Here is a 17,534-nt window from a genome sequence, read left to right as displayed (position 1 = left end):
CATGGCCACGTTAAGTGCAATTGCCACGGCGGTGTTTCTGGTGCTGTTCGTATGCATCAGCTGGTGGGCGTTTTCGGCGCATCGCCGTGCTGCCAATGCGGAGTCGGCCATGCTGCCGTTCCTGCTGCCCGATGAGGCCGAGGTCGCCGGTGCGCGCGTTGAGACGCCGCGCCCGCATCAATAAGGACACCAAATCATGAGCGACTTCATTTCGGAGTTCTGGGGGTACTACATCGCAGCGATCGCCCTGGTGGGCATCGTGTGGTGTGTGTGGCTGCTGTTCTCGCAGCGGCGTATTCAGATCGCGCCTGGGCAGAAGGCCGGCGACGACACCGGCCACGTATGGGATGGCGACCTGCGCGAGCTGAACAACCCGCTGCCGCGCTGGTGGATGTGGATGTTCCTGCTGTCGTGCATCTTTGCGGTGGCGTACCTGATCCTGTATCCGGGGCTGGGTGCGTATGGCGGCGTGCTGGGTTTCTCCACGCGCGGCGAGCTGGCCTCGCAGCGTGCCGAGGCGGAAGCCAAGGTGCGCCCGCTCTATGCACGCTACGCGAGCTTGGACATCAAGCAGATCGCGGCGGACCCGCAGGCACGCGAAATCGGCCAGCGCCTGTTCCTGAACAACTGCGCGCAATGCCACGGCTCGGACGCAGGCGGCTCGAAGGGCTTCCCGAACCTGACCGATAGCGATTGGCTGTATGGCGGCGATCCGGACACGATCCTCACCACCATCACCAAGGGCCGACATGGCGTGATGCCATCGCTGGCTGCTGTGGTGGATGGCAACCAGGCTGTGAACGTGGCCAACTACGTGCGCTCGCTCTCGGGCCTGTCATACGACCCGATCAAGGCGGCACGTGGCGAGCCGACCTTCAAGTCGGTCTGCGCGGCTTGCCACATGGCCACAGGCAAGGGCAACCAGGCGCTTGGCGCGCCGAACCTGACCGACCGCGTGTGGCTGTACGGCAGCTCGGAAGCGACCATCGTCGAGACCATCCTCAAGGGTCGTAACAACACGATGCCGGCACACGAGAACCTGCTCTCGCCCGAGAAGATCCGCATGCTGGCTGCCTACGTGTGGGGCCTGTCGAACAACAACCCGAGCGCGCAGCAATAGCAATGAGCGATCAAGAACCCGCCTGGCGTCCCATGGCGTCTGCGACTGCGGCAGCGGCTGCGGAGGACGCCCCGACCGAGCAGATGCTCTATGAAGTCCGGCGCAAGATCTATCCGCGTGCCGTGAGCGGAGCGTTTGCACGTTGGCGCGTCTGGCTGGTGCTGGCCACGCAGGCCATCTTCTATGGCTTGCCGTGGTTCCAGTGGAACGGCCGGCAGGCGGTGCTGTTCGACCTCGCTGCGCGCAAGTTCTACTTGTTCGGTCTGGTGCTCTGGCCGCAGGACGTGATCTACCTGACGGTGCTGCTGGTGCTGTCTGCGCTCGGGCTGTTCCTGTTCACGGCGGTGGCGGGGCGGCTCTTTTGCGGTTATGCGTGCCCCCAGACGGTCTACACCGAAATCTTCATGTGGATCGAGCGGCATATCGAAGGCGACCGCTTTGCCCGCATCCGCCTCGACGGTGAGCGCTGGAGCCTGCGCAAGCTGCGCATCAAGGCGGCCAAGCACGCGGCCTGGGTCCTGATTGCACTGTGGACGGGCTTCACCTTCGTCGGCTTCTTCACGCCGATCCGCGACCTGGGCACGCAGACATGGACGCTCGCCCTTGGTCCGTGGCAAACCTTCTGGATGCTGTTCTACGCCTTCGCCACGTGGGGCAACGCGGGCTTCATGCGCGAGCAGGTTTGCCGCTACATGTGTCCGTACGCGCGCTTCCAGAGCGTGATGGTCGACCCCGATACCTACGTCGTCACCTACGACACTCAACGCGGCGAACCGCGCGGCAGCCGTTCGCGCAATGCCGACTTTGAAGCGCAGGGCCTCGGCTCCTGTGTCGATTGCAGCATCTGCGTGCAGGTGTGCCCGACCGGCATCGATATCCGCCAGGGGTTGCAGTACGAATGCATCGGCTGCGGTGCCTGCATCGATGCGTGCGATCAGGTCATGGAAAAGATGCGCTATCCGCGCGGCCTGATCCGCTACACGTCGGAGCGCGCCATGCGCGACCGGCTCAGCCCGCAGCAGGCGCGCCGGCATCTGTTGCGCCCGCGTGTGTTGATCTATAGCGGCATCCTGATGGCGCTCTTCATCGGCTTTGTCGTGGCATTGGTCATGCGCCAGCCGCTCAAGGTGGATGTGATCCGCGACCGCGGTGCACTCGCGCGCGAAGTGGACGGCGGCAAGATCGAGAACGTCTATCGCCTGCAGCTGATGAACGCCTCGGAGCGGCCCCTGCACGTGACCATCACCGCAGAAGGCATGCCCGAATTGGATGTGCAGGGCGGTGGGGGTGAATCGACCACGCTGGAGTTGCCGCCCGCGGCCAACCGCCTGCTGCCGGTGCGCGTGCGACGCCCGGCGGATGACGCCGCCCCCGGCTCGCACAAGATCCACTTCGTCATTCACGCAGACAACGGCAGCGACAGCCTCGTGCTGCGCGAGCCGTCGAGCTTCATCGTGCCGCGCTGACGCGGTATGAGTTGTATCCCCAACAGGAGGCCTCGATGCACGCAACGCAAACTTCCGCACCGGTCCGGCCCTGGTGGCGCGAGCCCTGGCCGTGGCTGCTGATGGCCGGGCCCTTCGTCGCCATGGTCGGCTGCGGCGTCACCATCTGGCTGGCGATCTCACATCCGGATGCCGTCATCCACGACAACGTGGTGCGGCGCGGCCTCGTCATCGAGAAACCGGCTGCCGCACCGACCCACGCCATTCACCCGGAGGCGCGATGAAGCGTCGACTGCTGATGTGGATCCTGTGGCCGGCGTTTCTCTCAGCCGCGCTGGCAGAGCTGATCGTCTTTGCGGTGGTGGACCCGGCCGACCTGCGTTTCTTCGGTGAACAGATCACGGTGTCGACCCAGGCGGTCTACACCGTGTCGTTTTTCGTGTTCTGGTTACTGTGCGGCTTGTCGAGCGCGCTGACGCTCTATGTGTCGCCGGGCATCGGCAAGCTGGAAGCGCACGAACACCCGCTCGTGTGAGCGGGCCAACAGGCAGCAATGGGATACAGCTCAGGCGGCCTGGCCGCTCATCACCTGGCGCAGTCCGGCCAGGTCGACCAGCTTGACGTGGCGCTGGCGGATCTGGATCAGGCCAGCCTCGGCAAAGCGCGAGAACAGGCGGCTCACGGTTTCGAGCTTCAGGCCCAGGTAGCTGCCGAGTTCTTCGCGGCTCATGCGCAGCACGAACTCGGTCGACGAGTACCCGCGCTGGGCCGAACGCTTGGAGAGGTTGAGCAGGAACGCAGCCAGCCGCTCCTCCGCACGCATGGAGCCGAGCGTGAGCAGCATCAGGTGATCCTGCGAGATTTCCTTGCTCATGATGCGCAGGAACTGATGCTGCAGCGAGGGCAGCCGGCGCGAGAGCTGTTGCAGTTGGTCGTAATACACCACGCAGACTTCGGTGTCTTCGAGCGCGGTGGCGTCCGACACATGGCGCATGTCGCCAATGCCATCGAGCCCGACGATTTCACCGGGCAGGTGGAAACCGGTGATCTGGTGCCGCCCGTCTTCGAGCGTCAGATGCGTTTTGAGTGTCCCGAAACGAATGCCGTACACCGCTTCGAGCGGCTCACCGAGGGCATAGAGCGTTTGCCCTTTCTTAATGCGGATGCGCTCGCCGACGAGGTCGTCCATCTTGCGCACGTCTTCCGCATTCATCCCCACCGGCAGGCAGATTTGCCCGAGTACGCAGGTGGAGCAACGCGAGGCTTGGTCGGTAAGCGCGATTCGAGTGAGCACGGGCGGGGCGACTGAATTTCGAGAAAGTGAAATGCGTAATTTTTGTGATGCAGCTGCGGCTTATTATAACGACGACCTTCTGGCCATCGGATATTTCCGATGCGGCAAAACGCGCGATTTACGCCGGATTCCGGGCAGCAAAACAGAAACTTTGGCCCACATCAAAAGACCGTCAAAAAGATGAGTGTCGCGGCGCTTGTGAGCGTTTTTTTGATTGCATTGCTCGGCGGTGTGCACTGTCTGGCGATGTGCAGCGGTATCGCCCTCGCAGCCGAGCGCGGGACTGTGGCGGTGCGGATCGTGTCGCGTCGGCGGTTGTGGTTCGAGCAGGTCGTCATGCACGCGGGGCGGCTGACCACCTATGCGCTGCTGGGTACCATCATGGGCGCGATGGGCGCGACGGTCTGGCGTCAGCAATGGCTGCCGATCCAGCGCGGCTTGTTTGCGCTGGCCAGCGCGTTGCTGCTCGCCTACGGCCTTCTGCTGCTGCTCCGTTCCGCGGGAGACGCGTGGCGCAGCGCGTGGCTCGAGCGGGTGCTTGGCCATGTCACTGGCGGTCTGGCTCAGATCGCGGCCCGGCTGGGGGGCAAGCTGCGGCGCCGTCCTCCGCTGTTTCGACGCTACGTGACAGGGCTGGCTTGGGGGCTCGTGCCGTGCGGCATGGTGTACGGCGCATTGGCCGTGGCGTTGCTGGCAGGCAACGCGGCATCGGGGGCGGCGGTGATGCTCGCTTTTGGTGCGGGCACGTTGCCCAATCTGCTGATGATGTCAGGTCTGGCGGGCTGGCTGCGCGGGCTTTCTCGCCAGCGTTGGGCCCGCAGCGCGGCCGGCGTCGCCATTGCCGCGTTCGGGGTCTGGGGGCTGGTGCATGCCGTCTGGCTGCCAGAGATGCTTAACGCACATGGCTTTTGCCTCGTGCTTTAGATGTTTTAAACAGACACGGATCGGCATCCGGCTTGAGTGGGAGGCTGGGGTATCTTCCTGGTTGCGGCATCGCGGGAAATTGCCCTACAATCGGCAACATTCGATTCGCCACCCGCGCACATCAACAATCCCAAGCGCGGCGCCAAGCGATGCCATCCAGCGGTAAAGTCACCCTGGACAGTCGATTCGGGCGAGCTGCCATTCTTCGTTGGTAGTCGTCCGGTGCAGTATCCGTCCCCATGGCGGCGGAAGAAATTGCCCTTGTGGTGCCTGACCCGCACCGGATCAACTCGCTCCTCCGGCCCTATTTTGCGGGCACAGCCACTGCGTTTCGGTGCAAGGCCCAATTGAATCCATTGGCCCTCGCGCGCCGGGCCCGGGTGGGCAACAGCATTCAGAAATGCCGCGTGCTTCGCGGTGGGACGACAAACCTCAAGCGTGACGGCAACTGGCCGCGCGCGAGCAATGACGAGCCGCTCAACCCGATGAATACCCAAGAGGCGAAGATCGTCCTCGAGACCGCGCTGATCTGCGCGCAGGACCCGTTGCGAGTCAATGACTTGCGCAAGCTGTTCGACGAAGATGTCTCCGCGGACACCATCCGCGTGCTGCTCGAAGAGCTGCGCCAGGATTGGCTCGACCGCGGTGTCGAACTGGTCGCGCTGGCTTCGGGCTGGCGTCTGCAGAGCCGCCCCGAGATGCGTGTGTACCTGGATCGCCTGCATCCGGAAAAGCCGCCCAAGTACTCGCGCGCCGTGATGGAAACGCTGGCAATCATCGCCTACCGCCAGCCGGTGACGCGCGGCGACATCGAAGACATCCGCGGTGTGACGGTCAACACGCAGGTCATCAAGCAGATCGAAGACCGCGGCTGGATCGAAGTGATCGGCCATCGCGACGTGCCGGGTCGCCCGGCGCTGTATGCGACGACCAAGCAGTTTCTCGACGACCTTGGCCTGCGTTCGCTGGACGAACTGCCGCCGCTCGAAGATGCCCGCGCCCAGGCGCAGGCGAGCCTGCTGGAACAGGGCGCCATCGAGTTCGAGGGTGGCGCGATTGCAGTGGAAGAGTTGACCGCGCTGGTCAACGAAGTACCGGAAGGCGCCGAGGGTGCTGCGCCCCTGGCGGCAGAAGCGGTTGAGTCGCCGGTCGTCGAAGGCACGGAAACAGAACTGGCCGTGGCGGAGGGGCTCTCCGAGATGGCGGCCGATGAGCCCGCTGCGCAGGCCGAGCCGCCTTCGGTGAATGCGACCGAAGTGGATTCGGAAGACGAACACAAAACGCCGGCCGAGTCGCCCTCGACTCCCGCCAACGAACACTCGTAATGCCATGACAGCCGCCTGGTCGGCGCATGGTTTGAACCCCTAAGATTTGAAAGACGTTGTGAGCACCCAGCCTGATTCCATGGATACACGTATGCCGGCCGACGCCGACGCTCAGCCGCCCCGACAAGAAGGCGGCGACGGGACCGAGTCCGCGCCTCGTCGCAAGGGATTGCGCCGCGGTTTGCGCAACCTTGTGGCTTCGCGCCGCCAGCCGCAGGACGGACGCCCCGAGGGCGAGGCCGCCGATGCAGCTGGTGCGGACGCCGGCCAACCCGCGCAGCCGCGCAAGCCTCGCGCGCCGCGTGCACGCAAGCCGAAAGATGCGGTGAGCGAGCCGGTGGCTGTCGCTGCGGAGAGTGCCGCACCGGCTGAGCTGCCGTCGGCGGAAGGCCAGGGGGAGCGACGCGGTCCGCGAGGCCGTTTTGGCAAGAACCGCCGCCGTCAGGGCGAGGGCCAGCCAGCGGAGCGAGCCGAACGCGCGGAGCGCACCGAAGGTGCAGGCGGCAAGAATGCCGGCGGCCGCGGCAAGCCGCAGAACCGCGGTGGCAAGCCCCAGGGCAAGGCCGGTGGCCAGAACCAGAACCGCGGCGGCAAGGGGCCGAAGGGCGGCAAGGGCTCCGAAGACGTCTTCCAGTACGTGATTTCCGGTGCGTACGACACCGAAGCCGATGCTGGCGGAGCTTCGCAGCCGTCCAAGGTGCGGGAGCTGACCTCCGAGGATGACGCGCCCAAGCTCCACAAAATTCTCGCCGACGCCGGCCTCGGTTCGCGCCGCGACATGGAAGACCTGATCCTGCAGGGCCGGGTTTCCGTGAACGGCCTGCCGGCGCACATCGGTCAGCGCATCCTTGCCACCGACCAGGTACGCGTGAACGGCAAGCTGATCCAGCGCAAGCTGCCCAACAAGCCACCGCGCGTGCTGCTGTATCACAAGCCGGCCGGCGAAATCGTCAGCCAGTCGGATCCGGAAGGCCGTCCGACCGTGTTCGACGCGCTGCCGCGCATGAAGACCGGCAAATGGGTCGCCGTCGGCCGTCTGGACTTCAATACCGAAGGCCTGCTGATCTTCACGACGTCCGGTGATATTGCCAACCGCTTCATGCATCCGCGCTACGGCGTCGAGCGTGAGTACGCGGTGCGCACGCTGGGGGAGCTGGCTGAAACCGACCGCCAGAAGCTGCTGCACGGCATCCAACTGCAGGATGGTGAAGCCAACTTCCTGCGCTGTGCGGACGGCGGCGGCGAGGGCGTCAACCATTGGTACCACGTTGCCCTCACGGAAGGTCGCAACCGCGAAGTGCGTCGCATGTTCGAGGCGGTCAATCTGACCGTGTCGCGCCTGATCCGCACGCGTTATGGCAGTTTTGTGCTGCCTCGCGGCCTCAAGCGTGGGCGCTGGCAAGAGGTGTCGCCCGAAGATGTGCGCACGCTGATGAGCACGCTGGGCATGAAGGTGCCGACGGCAAGTTCGGGCGAGAAGAGTCGCCAGAATGATCGTCGTCGCCAACCGGCGCCGGTGCTGATGGGGCCGATGTCGTCGGGCTTTACCGGCGAAGCGAACTTCCAGTCACGTGGTCTTGGGGTTGAAAACGGTAACCGCGCGCAGCCTGCGCAGCGCCGTCAGTCCAGCCCGCGCCAACCGGATCCGATGCAGACCTCCATGGGTTACATCAACGTGGGTGGCCCGACGACGCTGACGGCACGCACCCGGATGGGCAGCCGTCCGGACGGGCGTGGTGGCTCAGGTGGTGTGGGCGGAGGCATGCGTGATGGCAACCGCGCACCGGGCAACAAGCGCCCCGGTGGCAAGGGCGGTGGCGGCATGCCGAACGGCAACAAGGCACCGCGTGGCGGCGGAAAACGCGGCGGCAAGCGCTGAGCGTTGTGGGTGCGACCCGCCACACAGCGGGTTCTGCGATCTCTCGGGGCAAACTTTGCGTTTTGCCCCGAGACGCATTACAATGTGAGTCTAATCAAAAGTCATCCTGCAGAAGATGGGCGAATGATATGGGCGTTGCGCCCATTTTTTTTTGCTTCAGCAGGTTGGCCAGACCGGGAAATTCTTCAGGAAAAACGTGCATCTGACTGATCTGATTGAAAAAACCCTCGCCGCCATGGGTTACGAGCTGGTGGAAGTGGAACGCGCGCCAGCCGGGTTGCTGCGCGTGTATATCGATCAGGCGGAAAACGGTATCGTCATTGAAGATTGCGAAAAAGTGAGCCATCAGCTCACGCGCGTATTCGAGGTTGAAAACGTCAACTACGAACGGCTGGAAGTGTCGTCACCGGGGCTGGATCGCCCGCTGCGCACATTGGTCGACTTCACGCGCTTCGCTGGCCTAGAGGCTAAAGTGACGCTGCGTCTGCCGGTGGGCGGACAGAAGAATTTCACGGGCATCATTCAGGCTCCGACGGGAGAGCCCGGCCAGGAACGGATCGGCCTCGAATTCGAGGGCAAGGATGGCCCGGCACTGCTGGAATTCACGCTGGCGGAGTTGGATCGCGCCCGGCTGGTGCCCGTGCTGGACTTCAAAGGAAATCGAAATAAAGGGAACAAGCAATGAGCCGCGAAGTTCTGTTGCTCGTCGATGCGCTTGCGCGCGAAAAAAACGTCGACAAGGATGTGGTGTTCGGGGCGCTGGAAGCCGCATTGGCTTCGGCGACCAAGAAGCGCTTTGAAGAAGACGTGGATGTGCGCGTGGCGATCGACCGTGAGTCGGGCGAACACGAAACCTTCCGTCGCTGGCTCGTCGTTCCCGACGATGCAGGCCTGCAGGAGCCGGACAAGCAGATTCTGCTGTTCGAAGCCAAGGAGCAGAACGCCGACATCAACGTCGACGATTTCATCGAAGAGCAGATCGAGTCGGTGGAATTCGGCCGTATCGGCGCGCAGGCGGCCAAGCAGGTGATCCTGCAGCGCATCCGCGATGCCGAGCGCGAGCAGATCCTGAACGACTACCTGGATCGCGGCGAAAAGATCATGACCGGTACGATCAAGCGTGCCGACAAGAAGGGTCTGATCGTCGAGTCCGGCCGCGTGGAAGCGCTGCTGGCGCGCGACCAGATGATCCCGAAGGAAAACCTGCGCACGGGCGACCGCGTCCGCGCGTACATCCTGAATGTCGACCGCACTGCACGCGGCCCGCAAATCGAGCTCTCGCGCACGTGCCCCGAGTTCCTGATCAAGCTCTTCGAAAACGAAGTGCCCGAAATGGAACAGGGCCTGCTGGAGATCAAGGCGGCCGCGCGCGACCCGGGCGTGCGTGCGAAAATCGCGGTCGTGGCGCACGACAAGCGCATTGACCCGATCGGCACCTGCGTCGGCGTGCGTGGCACGCGTGTGACGGCAGTGCGCAATGAAGTTGGCGGCGAGGCAGTGGACATCGTGCTGTGGTCGGAAGACCCGGCGCAGTTCGTGATCGGCGCGCTGGCGCCGGCGCAAGTGCAGTCCATCGTCGTGGACGAGGAAAAGCACAGCATGGACGTGGTGGTCGACGAGGAAAACCTCGCCGTGGCCATCGGCCGTAGCGGCCAGAACGTTCGTCTGGCGTCGGAGCTGACCAGCTGGCAGATCAACATCATGACGCCGGCAGAGTCTGCTCAGAAGCAGGCTGAAGAAAGCTCCGTGGTTCGCCAGCTGTTCATGGCGAAGCTGGACGTGGACGAAGAGGTTGCCGACATCCTGATCGAAGAGGGCTTCAGCTCGCTCGAGGAAGTGGCTTACGTGCCGCTGCAGGAAATGCTGGAAATCGAAGCGTTCGACGAAGACACCGTCAACGAGCTGCGCAATCGCGCCCGTGACGTGCTGTTGACGATGGAGCTGGCGAAGGAAGAAAGGGTCGAGAAGGTGTCGCAAGACCTGCGCGACCTCGAGGGGCTGACCCCGGAGCTGATCGGCAAGCTGGCCGAGGGGAACATCCAGACGCGTGACGACTTGGCCGAGCTGGCCGTGGACGAACTGGTCGAGATGACCGGCGTCGACGAAGAACAAGCCAAGGCGCTGATCATGAAGGCGCGTGAACACTGGTTTTCGTGACGTTGCGACTGAGCGTTGATCGTTTTTCGCAATCTCACTTAAAACCAAGCATCGAAAGGGTTTGAATGGCAAGCACAACAGTTGCCCAACTCGCTGGCGAATTGAACCGTAGCGCTTCGGCGCTGCTGGAACAGTTGCAGGCCGCGGGCGTGCAAAAGGCGACGCCGGAAGACGTCATCACCGAATCGGACAAGACCCGTTTGCTCGACTATCTCAAGCGAGCACACGGCAGTGCCGAGGATGGCGCGCGCAAGAAGATCACGATCACCAAGCGCGAAACCAGTGAAATCCGCCAGGCGGATGCCACCGGCAAGACGCGCACCGTGCAAGTGGAAGTCAAGAAGAAGCGCGTGCTGGTCAAGCGTGACGAGCCGAGCGCGCCGCCGGCAGAAGAGGAAGCCGCACTGGATACCCCGGTGGTCGACGCCGAGGAAGTCGCACGTCGCGAGGAAGAACAGCGTCGCCAGGCCGAATTGCTGGCCCGCCAGGAAGCCGAACTGAAGGCCCGGCAGGAAGCGATGGAGCGCGAGGAAGCCGAGCGTCGCGCCCGTCAGGAAGCCGCCGAAGCCGAGCAGAAGCGCCAGGCTGAACTCGCTGCCAAGAAGGCGGAAGAGGAAGCCGTTGCTGCCCGCGCTGCTGCCGAGGCTTCGGACGAAGCCCCGCGCCGCAAGGCCGAGGAAGATGCCGCGCGTCTGGCTGCCGAGCGCGAAGCTGCGCAAAAGGCGTCGGACGAGGCACGTGCTGCGGCCGACAAGATCAAGGCTGAGGAAGACGCCGCGCGCAAGCGTCGCGAAGCTGCCGAAGCCGAAGCCCGCGCCATCCGCGAAATGATGAGCGCCCCGGCACGTGTGCTGAAGACGCCCGCCGAGCGCAAGGCTGAAGAGATCAAGAAGGCCGAGCAATCGGGCACGCTGCACAAGCCGGTCAAGCCCGCTGGTGAAGCGCGTCCGGCCGCAGCGGCGAAGAAGCCTGCTGCTCCGGCACCTGCCGCAGCGGCACCGAGTTCTTCGCCATCTGGCGACAAGAAGGGCGGTCGCGGCAAGTCGGGCTGGCAAGACGACAACCGTGGCGGTAAGCGTGGTGGTCTGAAGACCCGCGGCGACACCGGCGGCGGTGCAGATGGCTGGCGTTCCGGCTCCAAGGGCGGCCGTAACCGTCATGGCGACGACAATCGCAATGCCTTCCAGGCACCGACCGAGCCGGTCGTGCGTGAAGTGCACGTGCCGGAAACCATCTCTGTGGCTGATCTGGCACACAAGATGTCGGTCAAGGCAGCTGAGGTCATCAAGCAGATGATGAAGCTCGGCCAGATGGTCACGATCAACCAGGTGCTGGACCAAGAGACCGCGATGATCGTGGTTGAAGAAATGGGCCACCAGGCGGTCGCAGCCAAGCTGGACGATCCGGAAGCGCTGCTGGTTGGGGACGTGCAGGAGCAAACCAACGCCGAAGCCGAAACCCGTCCGCCGGTCGTGACCGTGATGGGTCACGTCGACCACGGCAAGACCTCGCTGCTGGACTACATCCGCCGTGCCAAGGTGGCGGCGGGCGAAGCCGGTGGCATTACGCAGCACATCGGCGCATACCACGTCGAGACCGACCGCGGCGTCATCACCTTCCTGGACACCCCGGGTCACGAGGCCTTCACGGCCATGCGTGCGCGCGGTGCCAAGGCGACCGACATCGTGATTCTGGTGGTGGCTGCCGACGACGGCGTCATGCCGCAAACGAAGGAAGCCATTGCTCACGCGAAGGCCGCCGGCGTGCCCATCGTCGTGGCGATCACCAAGATCGACAAGCCCGAAGCCAATGCCGACCGCGTCAAGCAGGAACTGGTGGCTGAGAGCGTGATTCCGGAAGAGTACGGCGGTGATGCACCGTTCGTGTCGGTGTCGGCCAAGACTGGCCAGGGCGTCGACGACCTGCTGGAAAACGTGCTGCTGCAAGCCGAAGTGCTGGAACTGAAGGCACCGGTGGATGCACCGGCCAAGGGTCTGGTGGTGGAAGCGCAGCTGGACAAGGGCAAGGGCCCGATCGCCACGGTGCTGGTGCAGAGCGGTACGCTCAAGCGCGGTGACGTGGTGCTCGCAGGCACCGCCTACGGCCGCGTGCGCGCCATGCTGGACGAAAACGGCAAGCCTGCCAAGGAGGCTGGTCCGTCGATCCCGGTGGAAATCCAGGGTCTGTCGGAAGTGCCGGGCGCAGGTGAAGAAGTGCTGGTCCTGCCGGACGAGCGCAAGGCGCGTGAAATCGCGCTGTTCCGCCAGGGCAAGTTCCGCGATGTGAAGCTGGCACGTCAGCAGGCTGCGAAGCTGGAAAACATGCTGGAGCAGATGAGTGAAGGCGACGTGAAGTCGCTGCCGCTGATCATCAAGGCCGACGTGCAGGGCTCGCAGGAAGCGCTGGTGCATTCGCTCAAGAAGCTGTCGACCGACGAAGTGCGTGTGCAGGTTGTGCACGCTGCGGTGGGCGGTATCACCGAGTCGGACGTCAACCTGGCAACCGCGTCGAAGGCCGTCATCATCGGCTTCAACACGCGAGCCGATGCCGGTGCGCGCAAGCTGGCCGAGAACCACGGTATCGACATCCGCTACTACAACATCATCTATGACGCTGTGGATGAGGTGAAGGCGGCGATGTCGGGCATGTTGTCGCCGGAGAAGAAGGAAGAAACCACGGGCCTCGTCGAGGTGCGTCAGGTCTTCCACGTGCCGAAGGTGGGTGCGGTGGCCGGTTGTATGGTGTTGGACGGCTTCGTCAAGCGCAACTCGCTGGTGCGGGTGCTGCGTGCCAATGTGGTCATCTTCTCGGGCGAGCTCGATTCGCTCAAGCGCTTCAAGGACGATGTGAAGGAAGTGAAGCAAGGCTTCGAATGCGGCCTGTCGATCAAGAACTTCAACGACGTTCAGGAAGGCGATCAGCTCGAGATCTACGAGATCACCGAGGTGGCGCGTACGCTGTAATGCGGTGGCCGGACGCTGCGGTGTCCGGCTCGATTTTGCGACGGTGGCCCGGGCGCGTCCCGCGCCACCGTTTTGTCTTTTTGGGGTGGCCAGCGCGTGCTGCGTTGCCCATGTGAGGAACACACTATGCCGAAGAAATCGGGATCGGCCTCGGGCCGCAACGTGCGCATCGCCGACCAGATCCAGCGCGATCTGGCCGAGCTGATCCAGCGCGAAATCAAGAATCCGGCGATGGGCTTGGTGACGCTGCAATCCGTCACGCTCACGCCGGACTACGCACACGCCAAGGTTTATTTTACGGTGCTGGGCGCCGAGCCCGAAGCGGCTGCCGCCATCCTGAACGAGAAGGCGGGCTACCTGCATTCGCTGCTGTTCAAGCGCCTGCACATCCACACGGTGCCGACGCTGCATTTCCACTTTGACGGTTCGGTCGAGCGCGGTATCGAGATGTCGCGCCTGATCGACGAAGCCAACGCCACGCGCGCCAAAGACGACTGACGATGGCTGAGCAACACGCGCCCAAGCCGGCAAAGCCGCCGCGCCGCGATGTGCACGGTGTGCTGCTGCTGGACAAGCCGATTGGCTGGTCGAGCAACGACGCGCTGATCCGTGCCAAGCGCCTGCTGTGGGCGAAGAAGGCCGGGCATACCGGCACGCTCGATCCGCTCGCCACCGGCTTGCTGCCGCTGTGCTTTGGCGAGGCGACCAAGTTTTCGCAGGACTTGCTCGACGCGGACAAGACCTACGAGACCGTCGTGCGCCTCGGCATCAAGACCAGTACCGCTGATGCGGAAGGCGAGGTGCTGAGCGAGCGGCCCGTGTCGGTGACGCCAGCGCAGTTGCAGGCGGCCATCGCCCGCTTTGTCGGCGAGATCGATCAGGTCCCGCCGATGCACTCTGCGCTGAAGAAAGACGGCAAGCCGCTGTACGAGTACGCGCGCGCCGGCCAGACGGTGGAGCGTGCCGCGCGCCGCGTAACGATCCACGCGGTCGATGTGCTGGCGACCGATCTGGAATCCGCAACGCCGACCATCACGTTGCGCGTGTCGTGCAGTAAGGGCACCTATATCCGCACACTGGGTGAAGACATCGGCGAGGTATTGGGTTGCGGTGCGCATCTGGTTGCGCTGCGCCGCACGCAGGTCGGCAACCTGACACTGGACGGCGCGGTGACGCTCGAAGCGTTGGAGACCGCTACCGAAGAAGCACGTGCCGACTTGCTGGCTCCGGTCGATGCGCTGCTGCAGACGTTGCCGCGCGTGGAGCTGGATGCCGAAGAGAGCCGCCGCTTCCTGCATGGCCAGCGCCTGCCGTTGCGATTGACGTTGCCGAATGCGGACCAGGTGCGCGTCTATGGCCTGCGCGACACTGCGGGCGTGGAAACCTCCCTATCGCTACTTGGCGTGGCGGGATGGCAGAACGGCGTGCTGCGGCCGGAGCGCCTCGTCCATCTTTGAGCGGTCGACGAACGATAAAAAAGCCACGCGTTGCTGCGTGGCTTTTTTTGTTTGGGGGATGTCGCGTCAGTGTGCGCCGGCAGCGGCTTCCGCACCGGCCGCCGACTTCGCCGGCTTTGTCAGCCAGATGAAGACGATCAGCACGATGAACAGCACCGCCGAGATCCAAAAGATATCGTTGGCACCCATCATCGCGGCCTGCTGCGAGATCACGCGCTCGATTGCGCCATTGGCCTGTAGGTTCGGCATGCCCAGTTGCGCGTACTGGTCGATCGACGACGCATACGCCGGGTTGTACGGGTTCGCGTGCTCGACCAGCTGCGCGTGGTGCAGGGCAGAGCGGTTGTCCCAGATCGTGGTCGAGATCGACGCGCCGATGCCGCCGAACATGATCCGCACGAAGTTCGACAGGCCCGACGCCGCCGGAATCCGCTCGGGCGACAGGCCCGACAGGATGATGGACGTGAGCGGGATGAAGAACATCGCCATGGCCGCACCCTGGATGAGGGTCGGCACCATCAGCGTCCAGGTGTCGACTTGCACGGTGAAGTGCGAGCGCATCCAGAACACCAGCGCGAACGTGATGAACGCTGTAGTCGCTACCCAGCGCGCGTCCATCTTCGGCAGGTTCTTGCCGATCACGGGCGAGAGGATGATGGCGAAGATGCCCACCGGCGCCATGATCAGGCCCGCGTCTGTGGCGGTGTAGCCGACGATGGTCTGCAGCCACAACGGCAGGATCACGAGGTTGCCGAAGAACAGCCCATACGCCACCGAGATGGCGACCACGCCTGCACTGAAGTTGCGGCCCTTGAACAGCGTCAGGTCCACCACCGGATGGTCTTCGGTCAGCTCCCACACCAGGAAGAACGCGAAACCGACGACGGCGATGACCGTCAGCAGCACGATCTCGGAAGAGTTGAACCAGTCGAGCTCCTTGCCGCGGTCGAGCATCAGCTGTAGCGAACCCACCCACAGAATCAGCAGTGCCAGGCCGACCTTGTCGATCGGCAGCGAGCGCGTGGGTGATTCACGGTCCTTGTAGATCGCCCAGGTCGCATATGCGGCCAGGATCCCCACCGGAATGTTGATGTAGAAGATCCACGGCCAGGTCATGTTGTCGGAGATCCAGCCGCCGAAGATCGGCCCCATGATCGGCGCGACCAGCGTGGTCATGCCCCATAGCGCCAGCGCCATCGAGCTCTTGGCGGGCGGATACGTCGACAGCAGCAGCGATTGCGACAGCGGGATCATCGGACCAGCCACGGCGCCCTGGATGATCCGCGCGGCGATCAGCATGCCCATGTTGGGCGCCAACCCGCACGCCCATGAAGACAGCACGAACAGCAGGATCGACGTGACGAACAGGCGCACCTGTCCGAAACGCTGCGTCAGCCACCCCGTGAGCGGCACCGAAATGGCGTTGGCCACCGCAAACGACGTGATGACCCACGTGCCCTGGTTCGGCGCCACGCCGAGGTCGCCCGAGATGGCCGGGATCGACACGTTGGCGATGGACGAATCCAGCACGTTCATGAAGGTAGCCAGCGACAGCGCCACCGTACCGATCGCCAGTTTGGCGCCGGTCAGTGGCGGTAGCGGCTTGGGCGCGGCAGTTGCCATGCTTCAGACCTTTTTTAGACCTTGGGTGCAGGTTGCGACGCGCGCGGGGCCGATGCGGCCGGCACATTGGCGGCGGCCGGTGCGGTAGCGGCGCCGCGGCCAGCATTGTTGGCAATGATGCTGGCGATCACCTGGTCAGCATCCTTGCCGGCCTGGTCGTACACCGTCGTCTGCAGCGGCGAGGCAACCGGAGCGGTGGCCAGGGCCTGGCCGCCTTCGTCATGGATGTCGACCTTGGCTTCCATCGACAGGCCCACGCGCAGCGGGTGGTCCTTCAACTCCTTCGGGTCGAGCGACACGCGCACCGGCAGGCGTTGCACCACCTTGATCCAGTTGCCTGTGGCGTTCTGCGCCGGCAGCAGCGAGAACGCCGAGCCAGTCCCGGCCGAGAAGCCGACCACCTTGCCGTGGTACGTCACGCTGCTGCCGTACACGTCGGCCACCAGTTCAACCGGCTGCCCTACGCGCATGTGGCGCACCTGCACTTCCTTGAAGTTGGCATCGACCCAGAGTTGGTCCAGCGGCACGATCGCCATCAGCGGCGTGCCCGGCGCGACGCGCTGGCCCACCTGCACCGAACGCTTGGCCACATAGCCCGTCACCGAAGCCGGCAGGCTGGTCCGCGCATAGGCGAGGTAGGCCTCACGCACCTTGGCGGCGGCCTGGAGCACGTTCGGGTGACGCTCCAGTGTGGTCTGCTCGGTCAGTACGCGATTGCCCTGCAGTTGCTCCTTGGCGGCTTCGAGTGCCGATTGCGCAGCCTGCACGGCAGTTTGCGCGTGCGAAATTTCTTCTTGCGACACGGCACCCGTGCCGGCGATCTGCTTGCGGCGGGCGAGGTCGTCCTTGGCCTTGGCGAGATCGCTTTCGCGCATGGCGAGCGTGGCGGTGTACGCACTGGTGTTCGAATACAGCGTGCGCACCTGGCGCACCGTCTGCGCGAGCGCGGCTTCGGCTTGTTCCAGCGCGACGCGCGCATCGGCGCGGTCCAGTTCGATCACCGGTTGGCCGGCGGTCACGAGCTGCGTGTCATCGGCGCGGATGGCCACCACGGTGCCCGCCACCTGCGGGGTCACTTGGACGACGTTGCCCTGCACGTAGGCATCGTCGGTCGATTCGAACCAGCGGCCGTACAGGCCCCAGTAGAGGCCGTAGCCGACGCCTGCAACCACCAGTGCGGCGGCCAGCGTGGTCAGCATGCGCTTGCGCTTTCCGTTGCCGTTTCCATTGCTGCTCGACGGTGCCGCGGGGGCTGCCGCCGGGGTTCCCGAAGCAGGGGCAGCGGGCTGTGCGGCTTGGGGCTTGTTGTCACTCATGATGTTGGCTCGAAAGAATGCGTTGGAACGG

At 64.3% G+C, this 17,534-nt stretch carries 16 protein-coding genes; 13 read left to right on the top strand and 3 right to left on the bottom strand.

From position 1 onward, the window contains the following. Position 1: 1 nt before the first annotated feature. From NG900_RS07205 to NG900_RS07185, 5 genes are read left to right on the top strand one after another with little or no spacing between them, the layout of a single operon-like run. Positions 2–184 (top strand): cbb3-type cytochrome oxidase subunit 3, encoded by a 183-nt coding sequence (locus NG900_RS07205; RefSeq protein WP_252678594.1) that lies wholly within the window; start codon positions 2–4, stop codon positions 182–184. A gap of 12 nt (positions 185–196) precedes the next feature. Then, on the top strand, positions 197–1,120 hold the full coding sequence (gene ccoP, locus NG900_RS07200) for a cytochrome-c oxidase, cbb3-type subunit III (protein WP_252678592.1): 924 nt from the start codon (positions 197–199) through the stop codon (positions 1,118–1,120). 2 nt (positions 1,121–1,122) lie between these two features. Next, positions 1,123–2,586, top strand: coding sequence for a cytochrome c oxidase accessory protein CcoG (gene ccoG / locus NG900_RS07195; protein WP_252678590.1), 1,464 nt, complete (start codon positions 1,123–1,125; stop codon positions 2,584–2,586). A gap of 35 nt (positions 2,587–2,621) precedes the next feature. Further along, positions 2,622–2,849, top strand: a complete 228-nt coding sequence (locus tag NG900_RS07190; RefSeq protein ID WP_252678588.1) for a FixH family protein — start codon at positions 2,622–2,624, stop codon at positions 2,847–2,849. Then, a complete protein-coding gene (locus NG900_RS07185) occupies positions 2,846–3,100 on the top strand; it encodes a hypothetical protein (protein ID WP_252678586.1) in 255 nt (84 codons plus the stop codon). The genes NG900_RS07190 and NG900_RS07185 overlap by 4 nt, the downstream gene beginning before the upstream one ends. A 30-nt stretch (positions 3,101–3,130) precedes the next feature. Here NG900_RS07185 and fnr read toward each other — a convergent pair whose 3' ends face one another. Further along, a complete protein-coding gene (gene fnr / locus NG900_RS07180) occupies positions 3,131–3,859 on the bottom strand; it encodes a fumarate/nitrate reduction transcriptional regulator Fnr (RefSeq protein WP_252678584.1) in 729 nt (242 codons plus the stop codon). A 180-nt stretch (positions 3,860–4,039) separates the two neighbouring features. On the opposite strand from fnr, the gene NG900_RS07175 reads away from it, so the two are divergent. The 8 genes from NG900_RS07175 to truB all read left to right on the top strand — a co-directional run bounded on the left by NG900_RS07175 (position 4,040) and on the right by truB (position 14,564). Further along, entirely contained in the window at positions 4,040–4,783 is a 744-nt protein-coding gene (locus NG900_RS07175; RefSeq protein ID WP_252679815.1) for a sulfite exporter TauE/SafE family protein, read from the top strand. A 485-nt stretch (positions 4,784–5,268) separates the two neighbouring features. Continuing rightward, positions 5,269–6,108: an SMC-Scp complex subunit ScpB gene (gene scpB, locus NG900_RS07170; protein WP_252678582.1), complete on the top strand. Its 840-nt coding sequence runs from the start codon at positions 5,269–5,271 to the stop codon at positions 6,106–6,108. A gap of 91 nt (positions 6,109–6,199) precedes the next feature. Beyond that, positions 6,200–7,987: a 23S rRNA pseudouridine(2605) synthase RluB gene (gene rluB / locus NG900_RS07165; RefSeq protein ID WP_252679814.1), complete on the top strand. Its 1,788-nt coding sequence runs from the start codon at positions 6,200–6,202 to the stop codon at positions 7,985–7,987. 196 nt (positions 7,988–8,183) lie between these two features. Next, positions 8,184–8,672, top strand: coding sequence for a ribosome maturation factor RimP (gene rimP / locus NG900_RS07160; RefSeq protein ID WP_252678580.1), 489 nt, complete (start codon positions 8,184–8,186; stop codon positions 8,670–8,672). Next, the gene (nusA, locus tag NG900_RS07155) at positions 8,669–10,144 is read left to right on the top strand and encodes a transcription termination factor NusA (protein ID WP_252678578.1); all 1,476 of its coding nucleotides are present in this window, start codon (positions 8,669–8,671) and stop codon (positions 10,142–10,144) included. The genes rimP and nusA overlap by 4 nt, the downstream gene beginning before the upstream one ends. Before the next feature lie 65 nt (positions 10,145–10,209). Continuing rightward, the gene (gene infB, locus NG900_RS07150; RefSeq protein ID WP_252678576.1) at positions 10,210–13,107 is read left to right on the top strand and encodes a translation initiation factor IF-2; all 2,898 of its coding nucleotides are present in this window, start codon (positions 10,210–10,212) and stop codon (positions 13,105–13,107) included. Positions 13,108–13,233: 126 nt separating this feature from the next. Then, entirely contained in the window at positions 13,234–13,605 is a 372-nt protein-coding gene (gene rbfA, locus NG900_RS07145; RefSeq protein ID WP_045786654.1) for a 30S ribosome-binding factor RbfA, read from the top strand. A 2-nt stretch (positions 13,606–13,607) separates the two neighbouring features. Beyond that, positions 13,608–14,564 (top strand): tRNA pseudouridine(55) synthase TruB, encoded by a 957-nt coding sequence (gene truB, locus NG900_RS07140; RefSeq protein WP_252678574.1) that lies wholly within the window; start codon positions 13,608–13,610, stop codon positions 14,562–14,564. A gap of 66 nt (positions 14,565–14,630) precedes the next feature. On the opposite strand, the gene NG900_RS07135 is transcribed toward truB, so the two are convergent. Beyond that, positions 14,631–16,187 carry a DHA2 family efflux MFS transporter permease subunit gene (locus tag NG900_RS07135; protein WP_252678564.1) on the bottom strand — a complete coding sequence of 519 codons (1,557 nt, stop codon included), beginning with the start codon at positions 16,185–16,187 and terminating at the stop codon, positions 14,631–14,633. 14 nt (positions 16,188–16,201) lie between these two features. Then, positions 16,202–17,503 (bottom strand): HlyD/EmrA/EmrK family protein, encoded by a 1,302-nt coding sequence (locus NG900_RS07130; RefSeq protein ID WP_252678550.1) that lies wholly within the window; start codon positions 17,501–17,503, stop codon positions 16,202–16,204. Positions 17,504–17,534 lie beyond the last annotated feature (31 nt).

The sequence above is a fragment of the Ralstonia soli genome (assembly GCF_023955655.1).
In the GTDB taxonomy this organism is placed as follows: domain Bacteria; phylum Pseudomonadota; class Gammaproteobacteria; order Burkholderiales; family Burkholderiaceae; genus Ralstonia; species Ralstonia soli.
Note: the sequence above shows the minus strand (reverse complement) of the source record. Positions and strands in the feature narration are given on the sequence as shown.

Excerpts from the sequence above, each read along its gene's own strand:
- NG900_RS07205 (WP_252678594.1), top strand. The coding sequence starts at position 2 with ATGGCCACGTTAAGTGCAATTGCCACGGCGGTGTTTCTGGTGCTGTTC.
- ccoP (WP_252678592.1), top strand. The coding sequence starts at position 197 with ATGAGCGACTTCATTTCGGAGTTCTGGGGGTACTACATCGCAGCGATC.
- ccoG (WP_252678590.1), top strand. The coding sequence starts at position 1,123 with ATGAGCGATCAAGAACCCGCCTGGCGTCCCATGGCGTCTGCGACTGCG.
- NG900_RS07190 (WP_252678588.1), top strand. The coding sequence starts at position 2,622 with ATGCACGCAACGCAAACTTCCGCACCGGTCCGGCCCTGGTGGCGCGAG.
- NG900_RS07185 (WP_252678586.1), top strand. The coding sequence starts at position 2,846 with ATGAAGCGTCGACTGCTGATGTGGATCCTGTGGCCGGCGTTTCTCTCA.
- NG900_RS07175 (WP_252679815.1), top strand. The coding sequence starts at position 4,040 with ATGAGTGTCGCGGCGCTTGTGAGCGTTTTTTTGATTGCATTGCTCGGC.
- scpB (WP_252678582.1), top strand. The coding sequence starts at position 5,269 with ATGAATACCCAAGAGGCGAAGATCGTCCTCGAGACCGCGCTGATCTGC.
- rluB (WP_252679814.1), top strand. The coding sequence starts at position 6,200 with ATGCCGGCCGACGCCGACGCTCAGCCGCCCCGACAAGAAGGCGGCGAC.
- nusA (WP_252678578.1), top strand. The coding sequence starts at position 8,669 with ATGAGCCGCGAAGTTCTGTTGCTCGTCGATGCGCTTGCGCGCGAAAAA.
- infB (WP_252678576.1), top strand. The coding sequence starts at position 10,210 with ATGGCAAGCACAACAGTTGCCCAACTCGCTGGCGAATTGAACCGTAGC.
- rbfA (WP_045786654.1), top strand. The coding sequence starts at position 13,234 with ATGCCGAAGAAATCGGGATCGGCCTCGGGCCGCAACGTGCGCATCGCC.
- truB (WP_252678574.1), top strand. The coding sequence starts at position 13,608 with ATGGCTGAGCAACACGCGCCCAAGCCGGCAAAGCCGCCGCGCCGCGAT.
- NG900_RS07135 (WP_252678564.1), bottom strand. The coding sequence starts at position 16,187 with ATGGCAACTGCCGCGCCCAAGCCGCTACCGCCACTGACCGGCGCCAAA.
- NG900_RS07130 (WP_252678550.1), bottom strand. The coding sequence starts at position 17,503 with ATGAGTGACAACAAGCCCCAAGCCGCACAGCCCGCTGCCCCTGCTTCG.